Origin of the sequence: Pseudoalteromonas sp. NSLLW24 (assembly GCF_015864725.1) — a bacterium.
Lineage (GTDB): Bacteria > Pseudomonadota > Gammaproteobacteria > Enterobacterales > Alteromonadaceae > Pseudoalteromonas > Pseudoalteromonas arctica.
Genome location: NZ_JADYWQ010000010.1, coordinates 93,787 through 114,181, shown reverse-complemented (window position 1 = coordinate 114,181; position 20,395 = coordinate 93,787). Strand labels below are relative to the sequence as shown.

The following is a 20,395-nucleotide window of genomic DNA, read 5'->3' as shown; positions in this document are numbered from 1 at the left end:
GAGCTCATTTATATCCTATTAAGGAGCGAATATGTTAGGCGAAGACCACTCATTAACTAATGACTTTCCAGAGTACTTAAGGACAATTGCCGAGTTAAATGAAAGCGATACTGAATTTGCAAAAAAAGCAGATAAGTACGACAAGCTAGATAAAGAAATTAGAGTGTTAGAGCTCAAAGATGCGCCCATAAGCGATGAGCAAATGCATCAGCTAAAACATGAACGTACAGAATTAAAAGATTGGCTATACGAGCGCTTGCAGCAAGAGCAGTAATCCAGCTAAAAAAAGAGCTCACTGACAAGTGAGCTCTTTAGATCAACCATAAGGATTTTTTCTAAAACTTTACAAAGCCACCCACAGATTTCATAAATACAGTACTTGGGTTAATAACATCTTTGCGTTTCTAGCAAGTGCTATCGGTAGCACCGGTAAGTAAAACTGTTTTATTTATGTTGCTCTCTCCTAACTTTGTTCTCGCTATATTAGCAGCCCCCCTACCGCTGAAATTAGGTCAATAATCGAAACAGTTTATCTAATCAATTTATAAAGCTAAGCCTTTGTTAGTTAAAACAAAAGCATGCTATTTAGAGGCAGGCGAGTGTTTAATCTGAATGTTTTTTATGCTTTTATTTGAATTATCCAACAATCATAACTATTGTTTTTAAACCACCTTAATAGTAGTATTTATCATATAAATACACTTTTCGAGAATAAACATGAAAGTTTTAGTCACTGGCGGCATGGGTTACATAGGTAGCCACACATGTATTGCATTGCATGAAGCAGGTATTACACCTGTTATTTATGATAACTTGTCTAATGCTAGTTCGCGGGTACTTGACCAACTCGAAAAGATTACTGGCACTCGGTTTGAGTTTATATTGGGTGACATTCAAGACGAGCAACAATTTAAACTCGCCCTAAAACATACTAAAGCCGAAGCTGTTTTTCACTTTGCGGCTTTAAAAGCCGTTGGCGAATCAACTGAGCAACCACTGCGTTATTATCAAAATAATGTGTCGGGCACATTAAGCATGCTACAAAACATGCAAGAGGCAGGCGTTAACCATATTATATTTAGCTCATCGGCTACAGTATACGGTGAGCCAGACTACCTCCCTATTGACGAAAAGCATCCTATACGCGCAACTAATCCTTATGGTTGGACTAAAGTCATGGTTGAACAAGCCATGCAAGACGTATGTAATGCCAACAGTCAATTTATGGGTATTGCGCTTCGTTACTTTAACCCAGTAGGTGCACACCCAAGTGGTTTATTAGGTGAAAGCCCTAATGGTATTCCTAATAACTTAATGCCTTTTATTGCTCAAACTGCAGTAGGTAAACGTGACGTGGTCAATATTTTTGGTGACGACTACGACACCGAAGATGGCACAGGCGTGCGCGACTATATTCATGTTTTAGATTTAGCTAAAGGTCATGTTGCGGCATTTATGCAGCATAAAACAGATACCGCCTTTCATGCTTACAACTTAGGCACAGGGCAAGGTTATTCTGTGCTTGATATGATCAACGCATTTAGCGCATCAGCCAATAAAGATATTCCGTATAAGATTGCGCCGCGCCGAGCAGGTGATATTGCCTGTAACTACGCCGATGCCACAAAAGCGCAAAACACACTTAACTGGCACGCAGAACTAACACTTAGCGACATGACAAACGACACATGGCGCTGGCAAACTAATTACCCAAGTGGGTTGGAGAGTTAACATGGCTTTATTAGAAAGTACTCACAGACGTAAAAATCCGCTAACGGGTCGTTGGGTATTAGTGTCACCACATCGTAATAACCGCCCATGGTTAGGCGCAACAGAAGCCGTTAACGAAAACGTATTACCAAAACACGATGACAGCTGCCCACTTTGCCCAAGTAATACCCGTGCAAATGGCGACAGTAACCCTGATTACAAATACACACACGTATTTAGAAATGACTTTGGCGCATTAACGCCTAATGCCAGCGAGCAATTACAAAGCTTAGAGTCAGACAGCGATTTATTTATTGCCGACGAAGCCAGTGGCGAATGCCGCGTAATTTGTTTTTCTCCAGAGCATAATAAAACACTACCAGAGCTTAGCCAAAACGCATTGCACGAAGTAGTAAAAACCTGGAAACAAAATTATACAGAGCTTGCACAGCAGTACGAATGTGTACAAGTTTTTGAAAATAAAGGCGAGATCATGGGTTGTTCGCAACCTCATCCTCACGGCCAAGTATGGGCTCACTCGCATTTATCAACCGAAATAGAAGCCGAAGATAACCAGCAGCTTGCCTATTATAAAAAGCATGGCACAGCCATGCTTGCCGATTACGCGCAAAAAGAGCAAGCAGATCAAACACGTGTTGTATTTGAAAACGAACATTGGCTTGTTGTTGTGCCATTTTGGGCAGCGTGGCCGTTTGAAACAATGCTAGTAACTAAAGATAACATTCAAAACTTTAGCCAGCTAAACGATGCGCAAACCGACTCTTTGGCTCAGGCACTTAAAGTATTAACCACTAAGTACGACAACGTATTTAATTGCAGCTTCCCATACTCAATGGGATGGCACAATGCACCTGCTAATAGAAGCTCTGATGAGCAACATTGGCGTTTGCATGCACACTTTTATCCGCCGCTACTTCGCTCTGCTACTGTTAAAAAACACATGGTAGGCTACGAAATGCTAGGCGAAAGCCAACGCGATTTAAGCGCAGAAACCGCTGCTTCTATTTTAAAAGCAGCCAGTACAACACACTATAAAGATACAGCAGGACACACAGATGAAGCTTAACGAATTCCAACAACAATTTTTGTCACTGTATGGCGCGCCTGCTCAAGGTATTGCTGCAGCACCGGGGCGTGTAAACCTCATTGGCGAATTTACCGACTACAACGACGGTTTTGTTTTACCGTGTTCGTTAGAGTTTCGTACCCAAGTAATGTTTAAAGAGCGCGACGACAATATTATTACTGTGCATTCTTTAAATTACCCAGGCGAAAAAGACAGCTTTAGTGTTGATGAAGAAATCACTGAAGGCCAGTCGCAATGGGGTAACTACATTCGTGCTGTGACTTATGCTCTTAAAAGAGCGGGCTACACACTGCGTGGCGCCGATCTACTAATTGACAGTAACTTACCGCAAGGTAGTGGCTTGTCATCATCGGCAGCACTAGAAGTTGCAGTTGGCGGTATGTTTAACCATATTGCACAGCTTGGTTTACCGCCAGAGCAAATTGCGCTATTTGGCCAAGAAGCCGAAAATGACTTTATGCATTGCCAATGCGGCATTATGGATCAGCTTATTTCAGCTAAAGGCGAGAACGGTCATGCACTATTAATCGACTGTGAAAACTTAGCAACCAAATCAGTTAAAGTTCCTGATGATTTAAATATTGTTATTGTTAACTCTAACTACCCGCGTAAGTTGGTTGATAGCGAGTACAACCAGCGCCGCATTGACTGCGAACAAGCTGCTGTAAAAATGGGTGTAGAAACACTTCGCCAAGCCACCATGGCTGGCCTGCAAGCAGTAAAAGCAACATTAAGCGAAAACGAATATAAACGTGCACACCACGTAATTAGCGAAAACGACCGTGTAATTGCAGCAACAACTGCACTACAAAATAATGATATGGATGCACTTCGTACGCTAATGGCAGCATCGCACCAATCACTTAAACACGATTTTGAAGTAACCGTACCTGCAACCGATGGCCTAGTAGAAATTTGTAAAGAAGCGATGGGCGATCGCGGCGCAGTACGTATGACAGGGGGTGGTTTTGGTGGCGCAATTGTATGTTTGTGTCGCGATGCGGAAGTACCACTAATTAAAGCTGCGGTAGAAAAGCATTACTTTGAGCGTTTTAGCCTAAATGCTGATATTTACGTATGTTCAGCGGGTTCAGGATTACAAATTACGTCTTTTTAAATAAACTTAAGGAATAAGCATGGCAAAGGTTAATTGGGGAATTATTGGGTGTGGCAATATAGCTCACACCTTTGCTAAAAGCATTGCGCATTGCAGTGATGCACAGCTCATTGGCGCTGCATCAACGAGTATGCAGCGCGCTAAAAGATTTGCCACACCGTACAATATTCAAGGCTATGAGAGCTATCAAGCTCTTATGCAGTGCCCAAATATAGATGCCGTATATATTGCCAATACGCACGATCAACACTTTAAAACTATCGCTCAATGCTTAACACACAATAAGCACGTGCTAAGCGAAAAACCAATTACCGTTAATGCTGAGCAGTTACAAAGCCTCACTAAGCTTGCCAAGCAACAAAACTGCTTTTTAATGGAAGGTGTTTGGATGCGGTTTTTACCAGCTATAGTAAAATTACAACAGCTCCTAAGTGAAGGTGTTATTGGTAATGTGCACAGTGTTAATGCCAACTTTAGTTTACCTGGCAGCTTTGCCGACACTCACCGATTAATGAATCCTGTAACAGCGGGTGGCGCCCTGCTCGATTTAGGTATTTACCCTATTTCGATTGCTGATGTGGTATTTAATAAAGCCCCTGAACATATCAAATCCTTTGTACATAAAAGCACAACCGGCGTTGATGAGCGAAGCACTGCTATAGTTGATTACGGTAACGGGCAATTTGCATCTCTTGCCAGCGCACTGCAGCAAAATGGCCCAACAGAAGCATGTATTAATGGTGAGCTTGGCTATATTCGAATACCTCAGTTTGTAGGTGCAAAAACACTAAAGCTACATATAAGTGGCCAAGACCCTAAATACTTTGAATACAACTTTAGCGACGATGAAAACTTTAAGTTTGAAATTGCACATGTCACGCAGTGTATATTACAAAAACAAACCCAAAGCAGCGTGTTGCCACTAAGTACTAGCTTACGAGTTATGAATATAATGGATACCTTGCGAGCACAATGGCAACTGCAATATAGCAATGCCGTCGAGTCGGCTGAACTGACTAATTAAAAAATAAAAATACACAACAAGGACACACAATGACACACACACTCAAGGCGCTTTCAAAAGCCATATTACTTGCTACGTGCAGTTTATCTGTCAGTGTAGCTGTTGCTGAATCTAATAAACCAGAGCAGCTATATCCGCCAATCACTAGCGAAGTACTCCCAGAACTTGCAGCTAAAGGTGGCTACAATGTAGGTGTGAAAACACTTGATTTAGTTAACCCTGCGCAATTTGACCCCGCTACCCAAGGTCAAAAAGATCGTCCTTTAAAAGTAGAGGTGTGGTATCCGGCTGCAAATACAGCAAAAGCGCCACTTACCAGCTACACCGATCAAACTCGCTCAGGTAAAGAGTTTACTCTGCAAGCCGATGCAATGCGTGATGTCGCCATTAATAATAAAGAGCACTACCCTGTGATAGTGCTTTCGCACGGTTATACCGGTTACCGTACAATTATGTACTACCTTGGCGAGCATTTAGCGTCGAACGGTTACATTGTGGTAGCTATTGATCATACTGACTCAACCAACGCCGATGTTGATTTTAAAAATGCGCCGTTCTCTGGCTTTTTTAGCACGCTTATAAATCGCTCACGCGATCAGCAGTTTGTTATTAATTACTTTAATGAGCAAAACAACTTTGCAAGCAAGCAAGTAGACAACAAAAGCGCAGGCGTAATTGGTTACTCAATGGGTGGCTATGGCGCTGTAAATACAATAGGTGGTTGTTACGCTTTTAATGAGCAAACTACAGCTATGTTTACGGGTATGAAAGACCCAGCTCAAATTAAACAAGTACAGCAATTGCTAAACAGCTGCGCTGGTGGGCAATACCAAAACCCAAAAGTAGACCCGCGTATAAAAGCGATGGTGGCCTTTGCACCATGGGGCGGACAGCACGCTATATTTGATGCCAAAGCAATGGAAAATATTAAAGTACCTTCGCTTTATGTAGCCGGTAACCTAGATGACATTTCAGGCTACGAAGGCATTAAAAGTCTTTATGAACAAACAGGCAGCAAAGATAAGTACATGCTTACTTACAAAAATGCACGCCACAATATTGCACCACACCCAGCCCCTGCTATTGCACAAAGCAGCAGTGAGCTAGATATAGGCCATTACTACGAGCCTTCGTGGTCTATGCGTACACTAAACGAAATCAACAAACACTTTGTACTTGCCATGATGGATTGCCACGTAAAAGGCATAGCCAGCGAGTGTAAATACTTAGATTTACCACAAAACGGCGACCAAGCTGTTGTTGATGGTAAGCCGCTGCCACAGTGGCGCGGGTTTGATAATCGCTTTTCTACCGGTATGGATTGGCAACAAGCTAAACCTCACACCAAGTAATAATAAACTTTAAGCGGCTGTTTTAATCAATAGCCGCATACGCCCTTAAAATAATGCAAAAATAAAACGCCTTTTATATAAAGGAGTTACCAGAAAATATTAGCGTGTTTATTTTTTAATCTGCTATTTTAAGAAAAAACCATTGCCATTAACTTCGGTTAAAGGCAATCTAGTCATATATAAGATAAGATAAATAACACAAATATCATGTCCAAATACATACTCTCAATTGATCAAGGAACCACAAGCTCTCGGGCCATCTTGTTTACAAAAGATGCAGACGTTTTTGGTACAGCACAACAAGAATTTTCGCAGCATTTTCCACAAAATGGTTGGGTAGAACACGACCCTAACGATATTTGGCAAACAGTGCTTAGCACTAGTCGCGAAGTGTTAACTAAAAACGATGTAAAGCCTGAAGAAATTATTGCCATTGGCATCACCAACCAACGCGAAACCACTTTGGTGTGGAACAAAAAAACAGGCAAAACAATTTATAACGCTATTGTATGGCAAGACCGTCGCACCAGTGACTATTGCGAAAGCCTAACAACTGATGAGCTTTGCCAAACGATAAGCGATAAAACAGGCTTATTGCTCGACCCTTATTTTTCGGCCACTAAAATTCGTTGGATTTTAGATAACGTTGAAGGCGCACGCGAACAAGCCCTTGCAGGTGAGCTCGCCTTCGGTACGGTTGACACTTACCTACTTTGGCAGCTAACAGGCGGCAAAGAGCACCGCACCGATGCAACCAATGCATCGCGCACCATGTTATTTAATATTCACACCCAGCAGTGGGATCAAGAGCTTCTAGAGTTATTCGATATTCCAGAATCTATGCTGCCAGAAGTAATGGATTCAGCTGACGAGTTTGGTTCAACCAGCGCTGATATTTTTGGCGCGCCAATTCGCGTATGTGGTATTGCAGGCGATCAACAAGCTGCGCTTGTTGGCCACGCATGTTTTGAACAAGGCATGGCTAAAAGTACTTACGGTACTGGCTGTTTTTTAATGCTTAACACTGGCGAAAAAGCACTGACCTCAGAAAACCGCTTACTGACCACTGTTGCTTATAGATTAAACGGCAAGCCAACTTACGCCATTGAAGGCAGTATATTTATGGCTGGCGCAACGATGCAGTGGATTGTTGAAGGCTTAAAGCTACTTAGCCATGCTGGCGAAAGTGAGTCGATGGTTAAAGATGTCCCCCTCGATCATGGTGTATTTTTAGTGCCTTCGTTTACGGGTTTAGGTGCTCCTTATTGGGACCCTAATGCACGTGGCGCTATTTTAGGGCTAACACGCGATTCGGGTATTAGCACCATAGTTGCCGCAGCGCTGCAATCAGTTGGTTACCAGACCAAAGATTTACAAAAAGCGATGGAGCGTGATGGTCTTCGCCCAAGTGTGCTTCGTGTAGATGGCGGTATGGTAAAAAATAATTGGGTTATGACCTTTTTATCAAACATTTTAGGCGCAACAGTTGAGCGCCCAACTGTGACCGAAACCACTTCTTTAGGCGTAGCATATTTAGCAGGCTTACAAACAGGTGTGTATGAGTCGACTGAGCAGTTATCTAAAATGTGGACATGCGACCGTCGTTTTGAGCCAACCATGAGTGCCGACGAGCGTAACGACCTATACGCAAAATGGCAGCACTGCGTAGCTCAAGTATGCTTAACGAATAAAAACTGCCCATAGTAAATACTACGTGGTTAAGGCCAATACTTTAACCACTTTGCTTTTTTAACTTAGCTAAATGCTAGATTTAAAAAGCATGCTTTACTGCTTTAAATTGAAAATGGATTGGCGTCAAAATTAACGAATAAAAATCTGGGTTTTCTATTGTCAAATGAAAACAGCAGCTTTATGATGCTTATGTCTTATTTATATTACAAATAAAAAGGTTAGCTCGGTGGAATTAGCAGATAACGAATATGACTTACTAGTCATCGGTGGCGGTGTAAACGGCACTGGAATAGCAGCTGATGCAGCAGGCAGAGGATTAAAAGTACTCTTGTGCGAACAATCAGACCTTGCCTGTGCAACATCTTCAAACAGTTCTAAGCTGATCCACGGTGGTCTGCGCTACCTTGAGCATTACGAATTTAGATTAGTAAAAGAAGCCCTAGCAGAGCGAGAAGTGCTACTTAAAAACGCACCTCATATTATGTGGCCGCTAACCTTTAGATTGCCGCATCAAAAGCATTTACGCCCTGCGTGGATGATTCGCATTGGTTTGTTTATGTATGACAACCTAGCGAAACGCGAAACACTAGCGGGTTCTCGAAGCATTAAATTTGGCGAAAATAGTGTTTTAGAACCCTCTATTACCAAAGGGTTTGAATACTCTGATGGCTGGGTTGACGATTCTCGCTTAGTCGTTTTAAACGCCCTTGCAGCGCAGGAAAAAGGCGCCGTTATTACCACACAAACTAAGTGTGTAAATGCTAAACGTGAGCAAGGTAAATGGCAGGTAACGCTTGAGCAGCAAAAGAGTAAAGCTAAATACACCATTTCTGCCAAAGGCATTGTTAATGCTGCGGGTCCTTGGGTAGCTAAATTATTTGATGAAGCCCTAACAGAAAAATCACCACAAAATATTCGCCTTGTAAAAGGTAGTCACATTGTAGTGCCTCGCATTCACGATGAGAAACAAGCTTATATTTTACAAAATAAAGATCAGCGCATTGTGTTTGTTATTCCGTTTGAAGATGACTTCTCACTTATTGGCACAACCGATGTAGAACACAAAGGTGAAGCACAAGACGTTAAAATTAGTGATGAAGAAATTGATTACTTAATTGATATTACTAATACCTACTTTAAACAACCGATTAAACGCGAAGACATAGTACATACCTTTTCAGGTGTACGCCCATTACTTGATGACGAATCAGTTAATGCACAAGCCGTTACTCGCGATTATAAATTAGAGCTTTCGAGTGATGCTAAGCAAACACCTCTACTGAGTGTGTTTGGTGGAAAAATTACAACTTATCGCAAACTTGCCGAAGCTGCGGTTAATAAGCTTGAAGACTTTTACCCACAAATGAGCAAAGCGTGGACCAAGCATAGCTCGCTCCCTGGTGGTGATTTTAGCTCTGTAGAAGCACTTAAATCAGAGCTAAAAGCAAAATACGAATGGCTACCTGAAATAACACTTAAACGTTTTGTACGCACTTATGGTACTCGTGCTAAACATATATTAGGTAGTGCAACTGGGTTGAGTGATTTAGGCCAAGATTTTGGCCATGGTTTATTTGCAGCAGAAGTAGATTACTTGCTAAATGAAGAGTGGGCAGAAAACGCATACAATATTTTATGGCGCCGCAGCAAATTAGGACTACGTTTTAATGAGGCACAAGTTGCTGCGCTTAATGATTATATTGAGCAAAGCAAAGCGGCTAAAATTGCTTAATAACCGCTAAAGTAATTGGCTGTTATAGTCCTAAAAACTTCCCGTGCAACCCCTTTATAATTTAATTATTATAGAGGGGTTTATTTTTTTGACTCTAAATTAAATAAGTAATTAAAGCCGCTTAGCGTGGCTGTTTTAATATCAAACTCAACACACTTAACACCAATTTGTTTAAGCGCTGTGGTAAAACACTTATTAAGCTGCTTTGTGCCAATCACCACAACTTGTGTATCACTCAATAATTGCCATTCGCTAGCATGGCGAGCTGCTCGTACATCACTGCCAATTAATACACCCGACAAATAGGCTTTAGCTTGTACTGGCGTTAACTCCTTTGAAAGCTGGCGTGTACGCACACTAAAAATACCATGTGCCAAGTTACCGCTATCACTACCTAAAGTTAGCTCACAGCCTTGCTCAAATGCTTTAAAATCAAAATCACCTTCTGCGCAGTCGTTAGGAATTAAAACACTTTGATGACATAACAAATCATATAACTCGCCGGTCATGGCTGTTTTAAAGCAAATGATTTCGCCGTTGTTTATAAGCACCCATTTAGTATGTGTACCAGGTAAACATAATAATATTTTACCTTGTTGATACTCTGGATTTTGTTTTAAAAACCCTAAAATTTGCAGCTCTTCGCCGCGCATTACATCAAATAAGCTATTTTGCAGCGTACACTTTGTGCCAGGTAACGCTTTAATAATATGTCCATCGCAATCAAAGCTAACCGCAGCATTAAGTAGCCCTTCAGGATTAATTGGGCATTCTAAATATGGCGTTTCGTGCCAGCCGATGCTTGAGGTAATTTGCCCTGCAATATATATAGGTAAACTGCCATATTCTTGCTTCCACACTGCAATGGTGTCGATTAGGGTTTGCTCAAAATTTTGATTCGCCTTAACAACTCCTGGGCCATCACGCTGTGCTAGTAATTTAAGTGTTGATTGCGCATGTACTTCGCACAAATAAGCACGTAAATGGCTCGTGCCCCAGTCAACAGCAATAAAAAGAGATGAATTAGCCAAGCTTTAAAGCCTCCCACCGTCGATTTTAATACTCTGCCCGGTGATCATACTGCTTTCATCGGCGGCTAAAAAGAGTGCCAAATTAGCAACATCTTCAGGGGTTACTAATTTTTTAAGCGCCATGGCTTCCATCCACTTAACTTGCTCTTCTTCGGTAAACCAACTTGCTAGTTGACGGTCGGTAGCAACCCATCCAGGTAAAATAGCGTTAACGCGAATACCAAACTCGCCGTAATCGCGAGCCAATGCCTTAGTCATGCCAATTAGCCCTGCTTTTGCGGTTACATAGCCTGCCATTTGTGGCTGGCCCATAATCGCGTTAATAGAGCTAAAGTTAATGATACTGCCGGCTCCATCGCCTTTCATAAAAGACATAGCAACTTGAGAAGCAAAAAATGCAGGGTTTAAGTTTATTTGTAAGCACTGATCCCAGTCTTGCACCGTAACGTCTTCGCTCGCTTGGCGGCGGTCGTTCGCTACATTATTAACTAGTACATTAATGGCACCAAAAGCGGCGCATGCATCCACAAGTGATTGCTGAAGTGCATGAGAGTCAGTTACATCAACTTGCCTATACCATAGTTTTGCATTGGGTAAATCACGAATAAGCGATTGCGCTGCCTTATCATCAATATCTATAAATGCTACTTTTGCATTTTGGTTTACAAAGGACTTAACCATTGCTCTGCCGATGCCTGATGCACCACCAGTAATAAAAATAACTTTACCAGAAAGACTATGATATTGAGCTAGGGTGTTCAAATTCAACTCTCCATACAGCGCATTTTCAATTTCATTTAAACTCTTTATAAACTTACACTATAAAGAGCCAAACTAAGCTGTTATTGCTGTGTTAAAATATTTAGCTAATTAAAAGTTTATATCATATCCTTGAGTACATTAATATGATATATGATATATAATAAAGCAATATATCAACTCGGAATCCTGCGCAATGAAAAGCCAACCCCGTCAAAATTTAACACAACAATTAACCCACGATTTGGGTTTTGCTATTGTGCGTGGTGTTTACCCTGTAAGCGAAGGCCTGCCTTCTGAAGCCGATTTATGTGTAAAGTATGATGTAAGTCGCAGCGCCACCCGCGAAGCGGTAAAAATGCTCTCAGCTAAAGGGTTAATTTCATCGCGTCCTAAGCAAGGTATTCGTGTATTACCTGAAAGCAGCTGGAACATGTTTGACACCGACGTACTACGTTGGATTTTAAGCAGCAAGCCATCACTTTCATTATTAAAAGAATTTACTCAAGTACGCGTTGCCCTTGAACCACAAGCAGCCGCTCTTGCTGCACTAAATGCAACTGCTGAACAACTCGCTGAAATTGATAACGCCTTAGCCCGTATGGCTGAAGCAGACGAAGGCTTGGACGATCCACTCGAAGCTGACATTGCTTTTCATACCAGTATATTAGTTGCCAGTAACAATCGCTTTTTTGTGCAGTTAACTGAGTTTATTAGTACTGCCCTTAGAGTAAGTATTCGTTATACAAACCACATTAAAGGTGTACCGGGCGCAGACGTTGCTAAGCACGCTGATATTTTAGAGACCATAAAGTCACGCGATCCTGAACGCGCTAAAAAAGCAGTAGAAACAATTTTAGAAGAAGCACTACAGTTAATTGAATCTAAATTAGTTTAATGTTATTTCAACATATTGTATAAATATTGAGTCCATCGAATTTACTCTTTGCAGTACATTCGATGGACTTTTTTATTGCCTATAAGGCTTAATACCAATCCGCAATAATACTTAATCATTTTGCGGGGCTAAACGTGTCGCTACCTGCGTTAAAAAATTCTCATTTACGACTGCATGGATGCAGAAGGTAGAGCAATGCAGGAGCAATTGCCGAGAACAACTAAATAGCGAATTTTTTGCCTAGCTACCAACACGTTTTTCCGCCCTCAAAATAGATCATTTAATTAAGCGAACTGGTATAAATTACAGGCATTAAAAAATCCGATATCAGTCTCCTGATATCGGATTTTTAATTATTTAAATCAGCTTAATAACTCTGGTTACTAACTGAGATAAAACGCCTTTTACAGGCTAGAATTACAATCCTAATTTCTTCTCAAGGTAGTGGATGTTAGTACCACCATTTTGGAAGTTTTCATCTGCAAGAATTCTCTTATGCAAAGGAGTATTAGTTTTAATTCCGTCAATTACTAGCTCGTTAAGTGCATTGCGCGCGCGGGCAATAGCTACATCACGGTTTTCACCGTAAGTAATTAACTTACCAATCATTGAATCGTAATGTGGTGGAACCGTGTAGTCAGCGTAAATATGGCTGTCCCAACGAATACCTAAACCACCTGCTGGATGGAAACGTGTAATTTTACCCGGTGACGGGATAAACGTTTCAGGATCTTCAGCATTAATACGACACTCAATAGCATGACCACGAATAACAACGTCGTCTTGAGTGAATGATAACGGTTGACCCGCTGCAATTTTTAACTGCTCTTTCACTAAATCGATACCAGTAACCATTTCAGTTACAGGGTGTTCAACCTGAATACGTGTATTCATTTCGATGAAGTAAAACTCGCCGTTTTCGTATAAAAACTCAAACGTACCTGCACCGCGGTATCCAATTTCGATACATGCACGTGTACAGCGCTCGCCAATGAATTTACGCGTTTCAGCAGTAATTCCTGGTGCTGGAGCTTCTTCAACTACTTTTTGGTGACGACGTTGCATAGAACAATCACGTTCACCTAAATGTACTGCATTACCTTGGCCGTCTGCTAATACTTGAACTTCGATATGGCGTGGGTTTTCAAGGAATTTTTCCATGTAAACCATGCTATTACCAAAGAATTGCTTAGCTTCTTGCTGTGTTAATGCAATTGAATCAATAAGTTCAGATTCGCTGCGAACAACACGCATACCACGACCACCACCGCCACCAGCGGCTTTGATGATTACCGGGTAACCGATACGCTTAGCAATTTGCATGTTGCGTTCTTTATCATCTGATACCGGACCGTCAGAGCCAGGAACACATGGAACGCCGGCTTTACGCATTGCTGCGATAGCAGACACTTTATCACCCATAAGGCGAATAGTGTCGCCACGAGGACCGATAAATACAAAACCACTTTGCTCAACTTGGTCGGCAAAATCAGCATTTTCTGCAAGGAAACCGTAACCAGGATGAATCGCTACAGCGTCAGTTATTTCAGCCGCAGCAATAATGCGCGGAATATCTAAATAACTTTCAGTTGCTGATGGTCTACCAATACAGATGGTTTCATCTGCAAGCAATACATGCTTAAGATCGCGATCTGCCGTTGAATGCACAGCAACCGTTTTGATCCCAAGCTCTTTGCAGGCGCGCAATATACGAAGTGCAATTTCACCTCGGTTTGCAATGACTACTTTATCTAACATTAGAGTTGGCCTTTTAGGTTACGCTATTATTCAATGATGAATAGAGGTTGATCAAATTCTATTGGCTCGCCATTTTCAGCTAAGATAGCTCTTACTGTACCGGCTTTATCTGATTCAATTTGGTTCATCATTTTCATAGCTTCGATAATACAAAGTGTATCGCCAACTTTAACTTGCTGACCAACTTCTACATATGCTGGAGCTTCAGGAGACGCAGCAGAGTAAAAAGAACCAACCATTGGTGATTTAACTTGATGACCCGTAGGCTCAGCTGGTGCTGCTTCAACAGCTACAGGAGCCGCTGCAACTGGTGCTGCTGGCGCTGGTGCATATTGCTGTGGAGCAAATTGCGGGTAACCTGGGCCTGCACTCATGTTGTTACGGTTAATACGTACTGATTCTTCACCTTCAGTGATTTCTAGCTCAGCAATACCTGATTCTTCTACTAATTCGATAAGCTTCTTTATCTTGCGAATATCCATTACACGACCCGCCTGTTAGTTTGTGTGTTAATTTAAATTAAATTGCGCTTTGCAACCGGCTCACAGCGGCATTCAATGCTGCGTGATAACCCATTGCGCCTAATCCACATATCACGCCTTGTGCCACATCAGAAAAATACGAATGATGACGAAAGGCTTCACGTGCGTGCACATTACTTAAGTGCACCTCAAAAAACGGAATATCAACACTCAACAGTGCATCACGTAATGCGACGCTAGTATGCGTAAATGCAGCTGGGTTGATAATTATGTAATCAACCGCTTGCCAAGCATCGTGAATTCGTTCGATGAGTGCTTGCTCACTATTACTTTGAAAATGCGTTAACTCAACATCTAGACTATTAGCAGCACTGGTTAGCTCCTCCATAATCTCACTCAGCGTCTGAAAACCGTATTTATCCGGTTCACGTTTACCAAGCATGTTCAAATTTGGACCATTTATAACTAAAAGGTTAAATTTTGCAGCCATAATACGCGATATATCCTATAAGTAATGAGTTAAGCGGTTACTAACTAGTTTTTCACTTTTAAGTAAGCAGAAAAAGCAATGTAGCAACAATTTCTCACGTTAACCAACTATTATAGTGATTTCGACGTAAATAGCAGCAAAATACTGGTCTTATCAGTGTCGTGGGTACAAATATAAGAAGAATTAAGAAGGTGCCACTTAGTCAATTCAAGTGGCACTATTGCACTATTATTGTGCGCTGGCGCGCACAACTGCTAGGTGTTTAGCAAAGTCCTCAGCATTTAAAAAGCCCGTTACGCGCTGCGTACTAAGCTCTTGTCCTTGAGTATTAAAAAACAAAATACTAGGTAAACCAAACACCGTGTACTCTTCCATTAGCTCAATTGTTTTATTATCACTCTCAGTTAAATCAATTTGAATAAGCTGATAGTGGCTAAACTCACTTTGCACTTTGGCATCAGGAAAGGTGTAATGTTCAAACTCTTTACACGCCACACACCAGTCGGCATATAAATCGACCATAACCATTCGACCTTCGTCGTTTGCTTGTGCAACTGCTTCTTTTAATTCTGCTAAATCAGCAACCTGTTTAAACTCATTATTTTGTGAGCTTACCTGTACTGTTTGTACTTGAACTGGCCAAAAGTAGTTTTTAGTTAACGTAAAGCCTGTAATAACTAATAGAGTTGCAGCAAACCATAATGCAGTTTTTAACTTGCTTTGTGTTTGGCTACTTTGCCAATGATGTAAGTACAGTGCTGTTGCTAATGCAAGCACACCTGCCATTAATAATATAATGTCGGCGCTTACTAGTCGCTCAAGTAATATAAGCGGCACAACGAGCATCACAAAACCAAACAAGGTTTTAACTTGCTCCATCCAACCACCGGCTTTAGGCAGTAATTTACCACCAGATGTACCAAGTAATAAAAGTGGTAACCCCATACCTAAACTAAGCACGTATAGCGTTAAACCACCTACTAAGTAATCACCACTTTGTGCTACAAATAAGAGCGCTGCCGACAGTGGCGCAGTAGTACACGGTGATGCAATTAACCCCGACAGTACGCCCATTAAAAATACGCCAACGTAGTTGCCGCCTTTTTGGTTGTTACTTACTTGGGTTAGCTTGCTCATCATACTGCTTGGCAGTTTAATTTCGTACCAACCAAACATCGACATAGCCAATAATACAAACAATAAACTAAAACTGATTAACACAAATGGATGCTGTAAATACCCCTGCACTTGCCCACCAAGCGCCGCAACAACTAAGCCTAGTGCTGCATAGGTAACTGCCATGCCTTGTATATATACAAACGACAACGCAAACGCTTTTTTAGTTGAAAGGTTTTGCTGACCCGCAATTAAGCTCGACAAAATTGGAAACATTGGGAATACGCATGGCGTAAAAGCAAGGCCTACACCAACAGCAAAAAATATGAGTAAATTAGTTATTAAGCTCTGACTGGCTAATTGCTCAGTAAAAGTCAGTTCTTTTTCGGTGTCACCTGAATTTGTTGTAGGTTCAGTAGTTGGCTCGTTGAGTGCTGCAAATGTACTTTGCGCTGTTGCCGCTTCATCTGTAGCGCTATTTTGATCTACATTTTTAATCTGTGCGCCACTAATTACACTAAGTGGGATACTAATCACTTCTGGTGGATAACAAAGCCCTGCTTTTGCACAGCCCTGATAGCGAACTTTAACAACCGCTCCCTCAGTGATATTACTTAACTTACTAACAACGCTCGCGGTATTAAAAAAGACTTCTGTTTTACCAAAAAATTCATCTTCAATAATTTCGCCACTACCCGAGTCACCTACTTGAATGTTTGCGCCCTTGGCAATGATTTCTATTTTCTTTTTATATAAATAATAGTCTGGCGCTATATCCCAACCTACAAACAAGGTGCTGCCTTGCTGATCAAAGTCAAATACAAACGCTTGGTCTACAGGTAAAAAAGTGTGTTGAGGAGGCCCAAGTAGATCACCAAGCACATTATTAGTCGCAGCCTTTACAGGTACGGTTAATAATGTAACCAACAATAAAAAGAAAAAACGCATTAATTCAGTACCTCGTCCATCCAATTAAAATACGCCAAATTTCCCGTAGAAACTTCTAAAACCTGAATCTCTGGCACTTCGTAGCTATGTAACTCTTTTATTGTTAGAAACACATCGTTCATTTTGTCTGATTTCGTTTTTATAAGTAGCTTAGCTTCAGTTGCTTCTGCAACTTCGCCTTCCCACATATAAATAGAGCCCATGTTAGGTAAAATATTTACACAAGCAGCTAGTTTTTTTTCTACCAACGCCCTTGCAAGTGTGCGTGCTTCTGCTTCGTCTTTGCAGGTCGTAAAAATCATTTTAAAATGCGTAGTCATTATGAACCTATACTTATTGGACAGTGTCTATCATCATAGTATCTGATAGCCGATACAATGTGTAGACGCTAAAATATCAGTAAAATGACGATACCTATGCCCTAACCTTGAAAAGAGACCTCGTCACCCTCATTTATATTTCATCAACTCTTTTGAGTGTCATTATTTAGAGAGCGCTATGTTTAGATTTTTATTTGTGTTGTTTATTATCATCCCTATTATCGAAATCGCTTTGCTGATTCAAGTAAGCGACGTGATTGGCGGATTTGCAACAATTGCACTTGTTGTTGTTACTGCGATTTTAGGTGCCAAAATGGTTAAAACACAAGGTATGGGTGCGCTGCAAAACGTACAAGCGCAAATGGCGCAAGGGCAAATGCCAGCCAAAGAATTATTTACCGGAATATGCGTTGTAATTGCAGGTGTATTACTCCTTACTCCTGGCATTATGACTGACGTATTTGGGCTACTATTATTAACCCCTGCAATTCGTAACAAATTGGCTGCAGGCCTTGCTAGCCAAGCAACTGTTAGAATGAGCGCAGGCATGCAACAAGGGCCATCGCCGTTTGCTGGGCAGCAACATGCTGAACGAGAGCAAGGGCAAATGGAACGACCAACTACTATTGATGGTGAATATGAGAGAAAAGATTAAAAATTTATCGTTTTTTCTCTTGGAATTTTTCACTCTACCCCCATTAATGAATGCAAATTAGAAAAGCTTTTTTCTGTACTGTTCAGAAACTGTTAGGAGAACTAAAAAACATGAACATTCGTCCTTTACAAGATCGCGTAATCGTTAAACGTCTAGAAGAAGAAACAAAATCTGCTGGCGGTATTGTATTAACTGGCTCTGCAGCTGAAAAATCAACTCGCGGAGAAGTTGTAGCCGTAGGTAATGGTCGCGTTTTAGAAAACGGTGACGTGAGAGCGTTAGAAGTTAAAGCCGGTGACACTGTGTTATTTGGCTCATATGTTGAAAAAGTTGAAAAGATCGAAGGTCAAGAGTACCTGATCATGCGTGAAGATAATATTTTAGGCATTGTAGGCTAAGCCTACTTTTCGTTTATAAACATTTAAGAATTTAGAGGAATTTAAAACATGGCAGCAAAAGAAGTACTTTTTGCAGGTGACGCACGCGCTAAAATGCTAACTGGCGTAAACATCCTGGCAAACGCAGTAAAAGTTACATTAGGTCCTAAAGGCCGTAACGTTGTACTAGATAAATCATTTGGCTCACCAGTTATCACTAAAGATGGTGTATCTGTAGCAAAAGAAATCGAACTTGAAGACAAGTTTGAGAACATGGGCGCACAAATGGTTAAAGAAGTTGCATCTAAAGCAAATGATGCAGCCGGCGATGGTACAACTACCGCTACAGTACTTGCACAGTCTATTGTTAATGAAGGCCTTAAAGCTGTTGCAGCGGGTATGAACCCAATGGATCTTAAGCGCGGCATCGACAAAGCAGTTATTGCTGCTGTTGCAGAGCTTAAAGCGTTATCTGTTCCTTGTTCTGATACTAAAGCAATTGCACAAGTAGGTACTATTTCAGCTAACTCTGATAAAGAGATTGGCGACATCATTGCACAAGCAATGGAAAAAGTAGGCCGTAACAGTGGTGTTATTACTGTAGAAGAAGGTCAATCACTTGAAAACGAACTAGATGTTGTTGAAGGCATGCAGTTTGACCGTGGTTACTTATCTCCTTACTTCATCAACAGCCCAGAAAAAGGCACTGTTGAACTAGATAACCCATTTATTCTACTTGTAGATAAAAAAATATCTAACATCCGCGAATTATTACCAACATTAGAAGCGGTTGCTAAAGCAAGCAAACCACTACTAATCATCGCAGAAGACCTTGAAGGCGAAGCACTAGCTACATTAGTAGTTAATAACATGCGCGGTATTGTTAAAGTATCAGCAGTTAAAGCACCTGGTTTTGGCGACCGTCGTAAAGCAATGCTACAAGATATCGCTGTATTAACTGGCGGTACTGTTATTTCTGAAGAAATCGGCTTAGAGCTTGAAAAAGCAACAGTTGAAGACCTAGGTACAGCTAAGCGCGTAATTATCACTAAAGATGATACAACAATCATTGATGGTGCTGGTGAAGAAGCGGGTATTAGCGGTCGTGTTTCACAAATTAAAGCACAAATCGAAGAAGCAACATCAGACTACGATAAAGAGAAACTACAAGAGCGCATGGCTAAACTAGCTGGCGGTGTTGCAGTAATCAAAGTAGGTGCTGCTACTGAAATGGAAATGAAAGAGAAAAAAGACCGCGTTGAAGATGCATTAAATGCAACTCGTGCAGCGGTTGAAGAAGGCGTAGTACCTGGCGGCGGCGTTGCACTTGTACGTGCAGCTAGCAAGCTGGTAGATTTAGTTGGCGACAACGAAGATCAAAACCACGGTATTAAAGTTGCACTTCGTGCGATGGAAGCGCCACTTCGTCAAATCGTAACTAACGCTGGCGAAGAAGCATCAGTTGTAATTAACGCAGTTAAAGGCGGCGACGGTAACTTTGGTTACAACGCAGCAACTGGCGAATACAACGACATGATTGAAATGGGTATCCTAGATCCAACTAAAGTAACACGCTCTGCATTACAGTTTGCAGGGTCTATTGCGGGTCTAATGATCACTACTGAAGCAATGGTAGCTGAAATCCCAAAAGATGAAGCTGGTGGCGCTGATATGGGTGGCATGGGCGGAATGGGTGGTATGGGCGGCATGATGTAAATCATCCCCTAAACACCTAGCTCAAATAAAAACCCAGCTTCGGCTGGGTTTTTAGCTATTGGGCACAAATAAAGTAAAAGCCACAGGTGTGGCTAATTAATAAAATGACT

At 41.4% G+C, this 20,395-nt stretch carries 19 protein-coding genes; 12 read left to right on the top strand and 7 right to left on the bottom strand.

Annotated elements, in window-relative coordinates; translation table 11 throughout:
- Window positions 1–31: 31 nt before the first annotated feature.
- The 8 genes from I6E72_RS12295 to glpD all read left to right on the top strand — a co-directional run bounded on the left by I6E72_RS12295 (window position 32) and on the right by glpD (window position 9,735).
- Window positions 32–274 carry a YdcH family protein gene (locus I6E72_RS12295; RefSeq protein WP_024600067.1) on the top strand — a complete coding sequence of 81 codons (243 nt, stop codon included), beginning with the start codon at window positions 32–34 and terminating at the stop codon, window positions 272–274.
- 443 nt (window positions 275–717) lie between these two features.
- Window positions 718–1,731 carry a UDP-glucose 4-epimerase GalE gene (galE, locus tag I6E72_RS12290; RefSeq protein WP_024589574.1) on the top strand — a complete coding sequence of 338 codons (1,014 nt, stop codon included), beginning with the start codon at window positions 718–720 and terminating at the stop codon, window positions 1,729–1,731.
- Between the two features lies 1 nt (window position 1,732).
- Entirely contained in the window at window positions 1,733–2,797 is a 1,065-nt protein-coding gene (locus I6E72_RS12285; protein WP_010555021.1) for a UDP-glucose--hexose-1-phosphate uridylyltransferase, read from the top strand.
- Window positions 2,787–3,935 (top strand): galactokinase, encoded by a 1,149-nt coding sequence (galK, locus tag I6E72_RS12280; RefSeq protein WP_165722196.1) that lies wholly within the window; start codon window positions 2,787–2,789, stop codon window positions 3,933–3,935. Before I6E72_RS12285 ends, galK begins: the two co-directional genes overlap by 11 nt.
- A 19-nt stretch (window positions 3,936–3,954) precedes the next feature.
- Window positions 3,955–4,959, top strand: coding sequence for a Gfo/Idh/MocA family protein (locus I6E72_RS12275; protein ID WP_165722198.1), 1,005 nt, complete (start codon window positions 3,955–3,957; stop codon window positions 4,957–4,959).
- A 29-nt stretch (window positions 4,960–4,988) separates the two neighbouring features.
- Window positions 4,989–6,311, top strand: a complete 1,323-nt coding sequence (locus I6E72_RS12270) for an alpha/beta hydrolase family protein (RefSeq protein WP_165722200.1) — start codon at window positions 4,989–4,991, stop codon at window positions 6,309–6,311.
- A gap of 207 nt (window positions 6,312–6,518) precedes the next feature.
- Window positions 6,519–8,015, top strand: a complete 1,497-nt coding sequence (gene glpK / locus I6E72_RS12265; protein WP_033010428.1) for a glycerol kinase GlpK — start codon at window positions 6,519–6,521, stop codon at window positions 8,013–8,015.
- Between the two features lie 214 nt (window positions 8,016–8,229).
- On the top strand, window positions 8,230–9,735 hold the full coding sequence (glpD, locus tag I6E72_RS12260; protein WP_165735743.1) for a glycerol-3-phosphate dehydrogenase: 1,506 nt from the start codon (window positions 8,230–8,232) through the stop codon (window positions 9,733–9,735).
- Between the two features lie 80 nt (window positions 9,736–9,815).
- Here the strand turns inward: glpD and I6E72_RS12255 are convergent, their stop codons facing one another.
- The gene (locus tag I6E72_RS12255) at window positions 9,816–10,766 is read right to left on the bottom strand and encodes a 2-dehydro-3-deoxygalactonokinase (RefSeq protein WP_197112462.1); all 951 of its coding nucleotides are present in this window, start codon (window positions 10,764–10,766) and stop codon (window positions 9,816–9,818) included.
- Window positions 10,767–10,769: 3 nt separating this feature from the next.
- Window positions 10,770–11,528: an SDR family NAD(P)-dependent oxidoreductase gene (locus I6E72_RS12250; protein ID WP_002958845.1), complete on the bottom strand. Its 759-nt coding sequence runs from the start codon at window positions 11,526–11,528 to the stop codon at window positions 10,770–10,772.
- A gap of 193 nt (window positions 11,529–11,721) precedes the next feature.
- Between I6E72_RS12250 and I6E72_RS12245 the strand changes: the two genes are divergently transcribed.
- Entirely contained in the window at window positions 11,722–12,423 is a 702-nt protein-coding gene (locus I6E72_RS12245) for a FadR/GntR family transcriptional regulator (protein WP_197112460.1), read from the top strand.
- A 417-nt stretch (window positions 12,424–12,840) separates the two neighbouring features.
- On the opposite strand, the gene accC is transcribed toward I6E72_RS12245, so the two are convergent.
- The 5 genes from accC to cutA form a co-directional block, all read right to left on the bottom strand.
- Window positions 12,841–14,181 (bottom strand): acetyl-CoA carboxylase biotin carboxylase subunit, encoded by a 1,341-nt coding sequence (accC, locus tag I6E72_RS12240; protein WP_007580045.1) that lies wholly within the window; start codon window positions 14,179–14,181, stop codon window positions 12,841–12,843.
- 26 nt (window positions 14,182–14,207) lie between these two features.
- Window positions 14,208–14,663: an acetyl-CoA carboxylase biotin carboxyl carrier protein gene (accB, locus tag I6E72_RS12235; protein ID WP_024589567.1), complete on the bottom strand. Its 456-nt coding sequence runs from the start codon at window positions 14,661–14,663 to the stop codon at window positions 14,208–14,210.
- A 37-nt stretch (window positions 14,664–14,700) separates the two neighbouring features.
- The gene (aroQ, locus tag I6E72_RS12230) at window positions 14,701–15,153 is read right to left on the bottom strand and encodes a type II 3-dehydroquinate dehydratase (RefSeq protein ID WP_007580040.1); all 453 of its coding nucleotides are present in this window, start codon (window positions 15,151–15,153) and stop codon (window positions 14,701–14,703) included.
- A gap of 228 nt (window positions 15,154–15,381) precedes the next feature.
- Window positions 15,382–17,217 (bottom strand): protein-disulfide reductase DsbD, encoded by a 1,836-nt coding sequence (locus I6E72_RS12225; protein ID WP_007580038.1) that lies wholly within the window; start codon window positions 17,215–17,217, stop codon window positions 15,382–15,384.
- Window positions 17,217–17,537, bottom strand: coding sequence for a divalent-cation tolerance protein CutA (cutA, locus tag I6E72_RS12220; protein WP_007580036.1), 321 nt, complete (start codon window positions 17,535–17,537; stop codon window positions 17,217–17,219). Before cutA ends, I6E72_RS12225 begins: the two co-directional genes overlap by 1 nt.
- Window positions 17,538–17,715: 178 nt before the next feature.
- Here cutA and I6E72_RS12215 point away from each other — a divergent pair, with 178 nt between their 5' ends.
- The 3 genes from I6E72_RS12215 (at window position 17,716) to groL (ending at window position 20,285) form a co-directional block, all read left to right on the top strand.
- Window positions 17,716–18,192 carry an FxsA family protein gene (locus tag I6E72_RS12215; RefSeq protein WP_121953807.1) on the top strand — a complete coding sequence of 159 codons (477 nt, stop codon included), beginning with the start codon at window positions 17,716–17,718 and terminating at the stop codon, window positions 18,190–18,192.
- A 110-nt stretch (window positions 18,193–18,302) separates the two neighbouring features.
- Window positions 18,303–18,590, top strand: a complete 288-nt coding sequence (locus I6E72_RS12210) for a co-chaperone GroES (RefSeq protein WP_007580032.1) — start codon at window positions 18,303–18,305, stop codon at window positions 18,588–18,590.
- A gap of 48 nt (window positions 18,591–18,638) precedes the next feature.
- The gene (gene groL, locus I6E72_RS12205) at window positions 18,639–20,285 is read left to right on the top strand and encodes a chaperonin GroEL (protein WP_007580030.1); all 1,647 of its coding nucleotides are present in this window, start codon (window positions 18,639–18,641) and stop codon (window positions 20,283–20,285) included.
- Window positions 20,286–20,395: the final 110 nt, after the last annotated feature.

Coding starts and splice junctions, on each gene's coding strand:
- cutA (WP_007580036.1), bottom strand. CDS start 17,537: ATGACTACGCATTTTAAAATGATTTTTACGACCTGCAAAGACGAAGCA.
- I6E72_RS12285 (WP_010555021.1), top strand. CDS start 1,733: ATGGCTTTATTAGAAAGTACTCACAGACGTAAAAATCCGCTAACGGGT.
- groL (WP_007580030.1), top strand. CDS start 18,639: ATGGCAGCAAAAGAAGTACTTTTTGCAGGTGACGCACGCGCTAAAATG.
- I6E72_RS12245 (WP_197112460.1), top strand. CDS start 11,722: ATGAAAAGCCAACCCCGTCAAAATTTAACACAACAATTAACCCACGAT.
- I6E72_RS12215 (WP_121953807.1), top strand. CDS start 17,716: ATGTTTAGATTTTTATTTGTGTTGTTTATTATCATCCCTATTATCGAA.
- galE (WP_024589574.1), top strand. CDS start 718: ATGAAAGTTTTAGTCACTGGCGGCATGGGTTACATAGGTAGCCACACA.
- I6E72_RS12270 (WP_165722200.1), top strand. CDS start 4,989: ATGACACACACACTCAAGGCGCTTTCAAAAGCCATATTACTTGCTACG.
- I6E72_RS12275 (WP_165722198.1), top strand. CDS start 3,955: ATGGCAAAGGTTAATTGGGGAATTATTGGGTGTGGCAATATAGCTCAC.
- glpK (WP_033010428.1), top strand. CDS start 6,519: ATGTCCAAATACATACTCTCAATTGATCAAGGAACCACAAGCTCTCGG.
- I6E72_RS12210 (WP_007580032.1), top strand. CDS start 18,303: ATGAACATTCGTCCTTTACAAGATCGCGTAATCGTTAAACGTCTAGAA.
- I6E72_RS12225 (WP_007580038.1), bottom strand. CDS start 17,217: ATGCGTTTTTTCTTTTTATTGTTGGTTACATTATTAACCGTACCTGTA.
- I6E72_RS12295 (WP_024600067.1), top strand. CDS start 32: ATGTTAGGCGAAGACCACTCATTAACTAATGACTTTCCAGAGTACTTA.
- aroQ (WP_007580040.1), bottom strand. CDS start 15,153: ATGGCTGCAAAATTTAACCTTTTAGTTATAAATGGTCCAAATTTGAAC.
- accC (WP_007580045.1), bottom strand. CDS start 14,181: ATGTTAGATAAAGTAGTCATTGCAAACCGAGGTGAAATTGCACTTCGT.
- accB (WP_024589567.1), bottom strand. CDS start 14,663: ATGGATATTCGCAAGATAAAGAAGCTTATCGAATTAGTAGAAGAATCA.
- galK (WP_165722196.1), top strand. CDS start 2,787: ATGAAGCTTAACGAATTCCAACAACAATTTTTGTCACTGTATGGCGCG.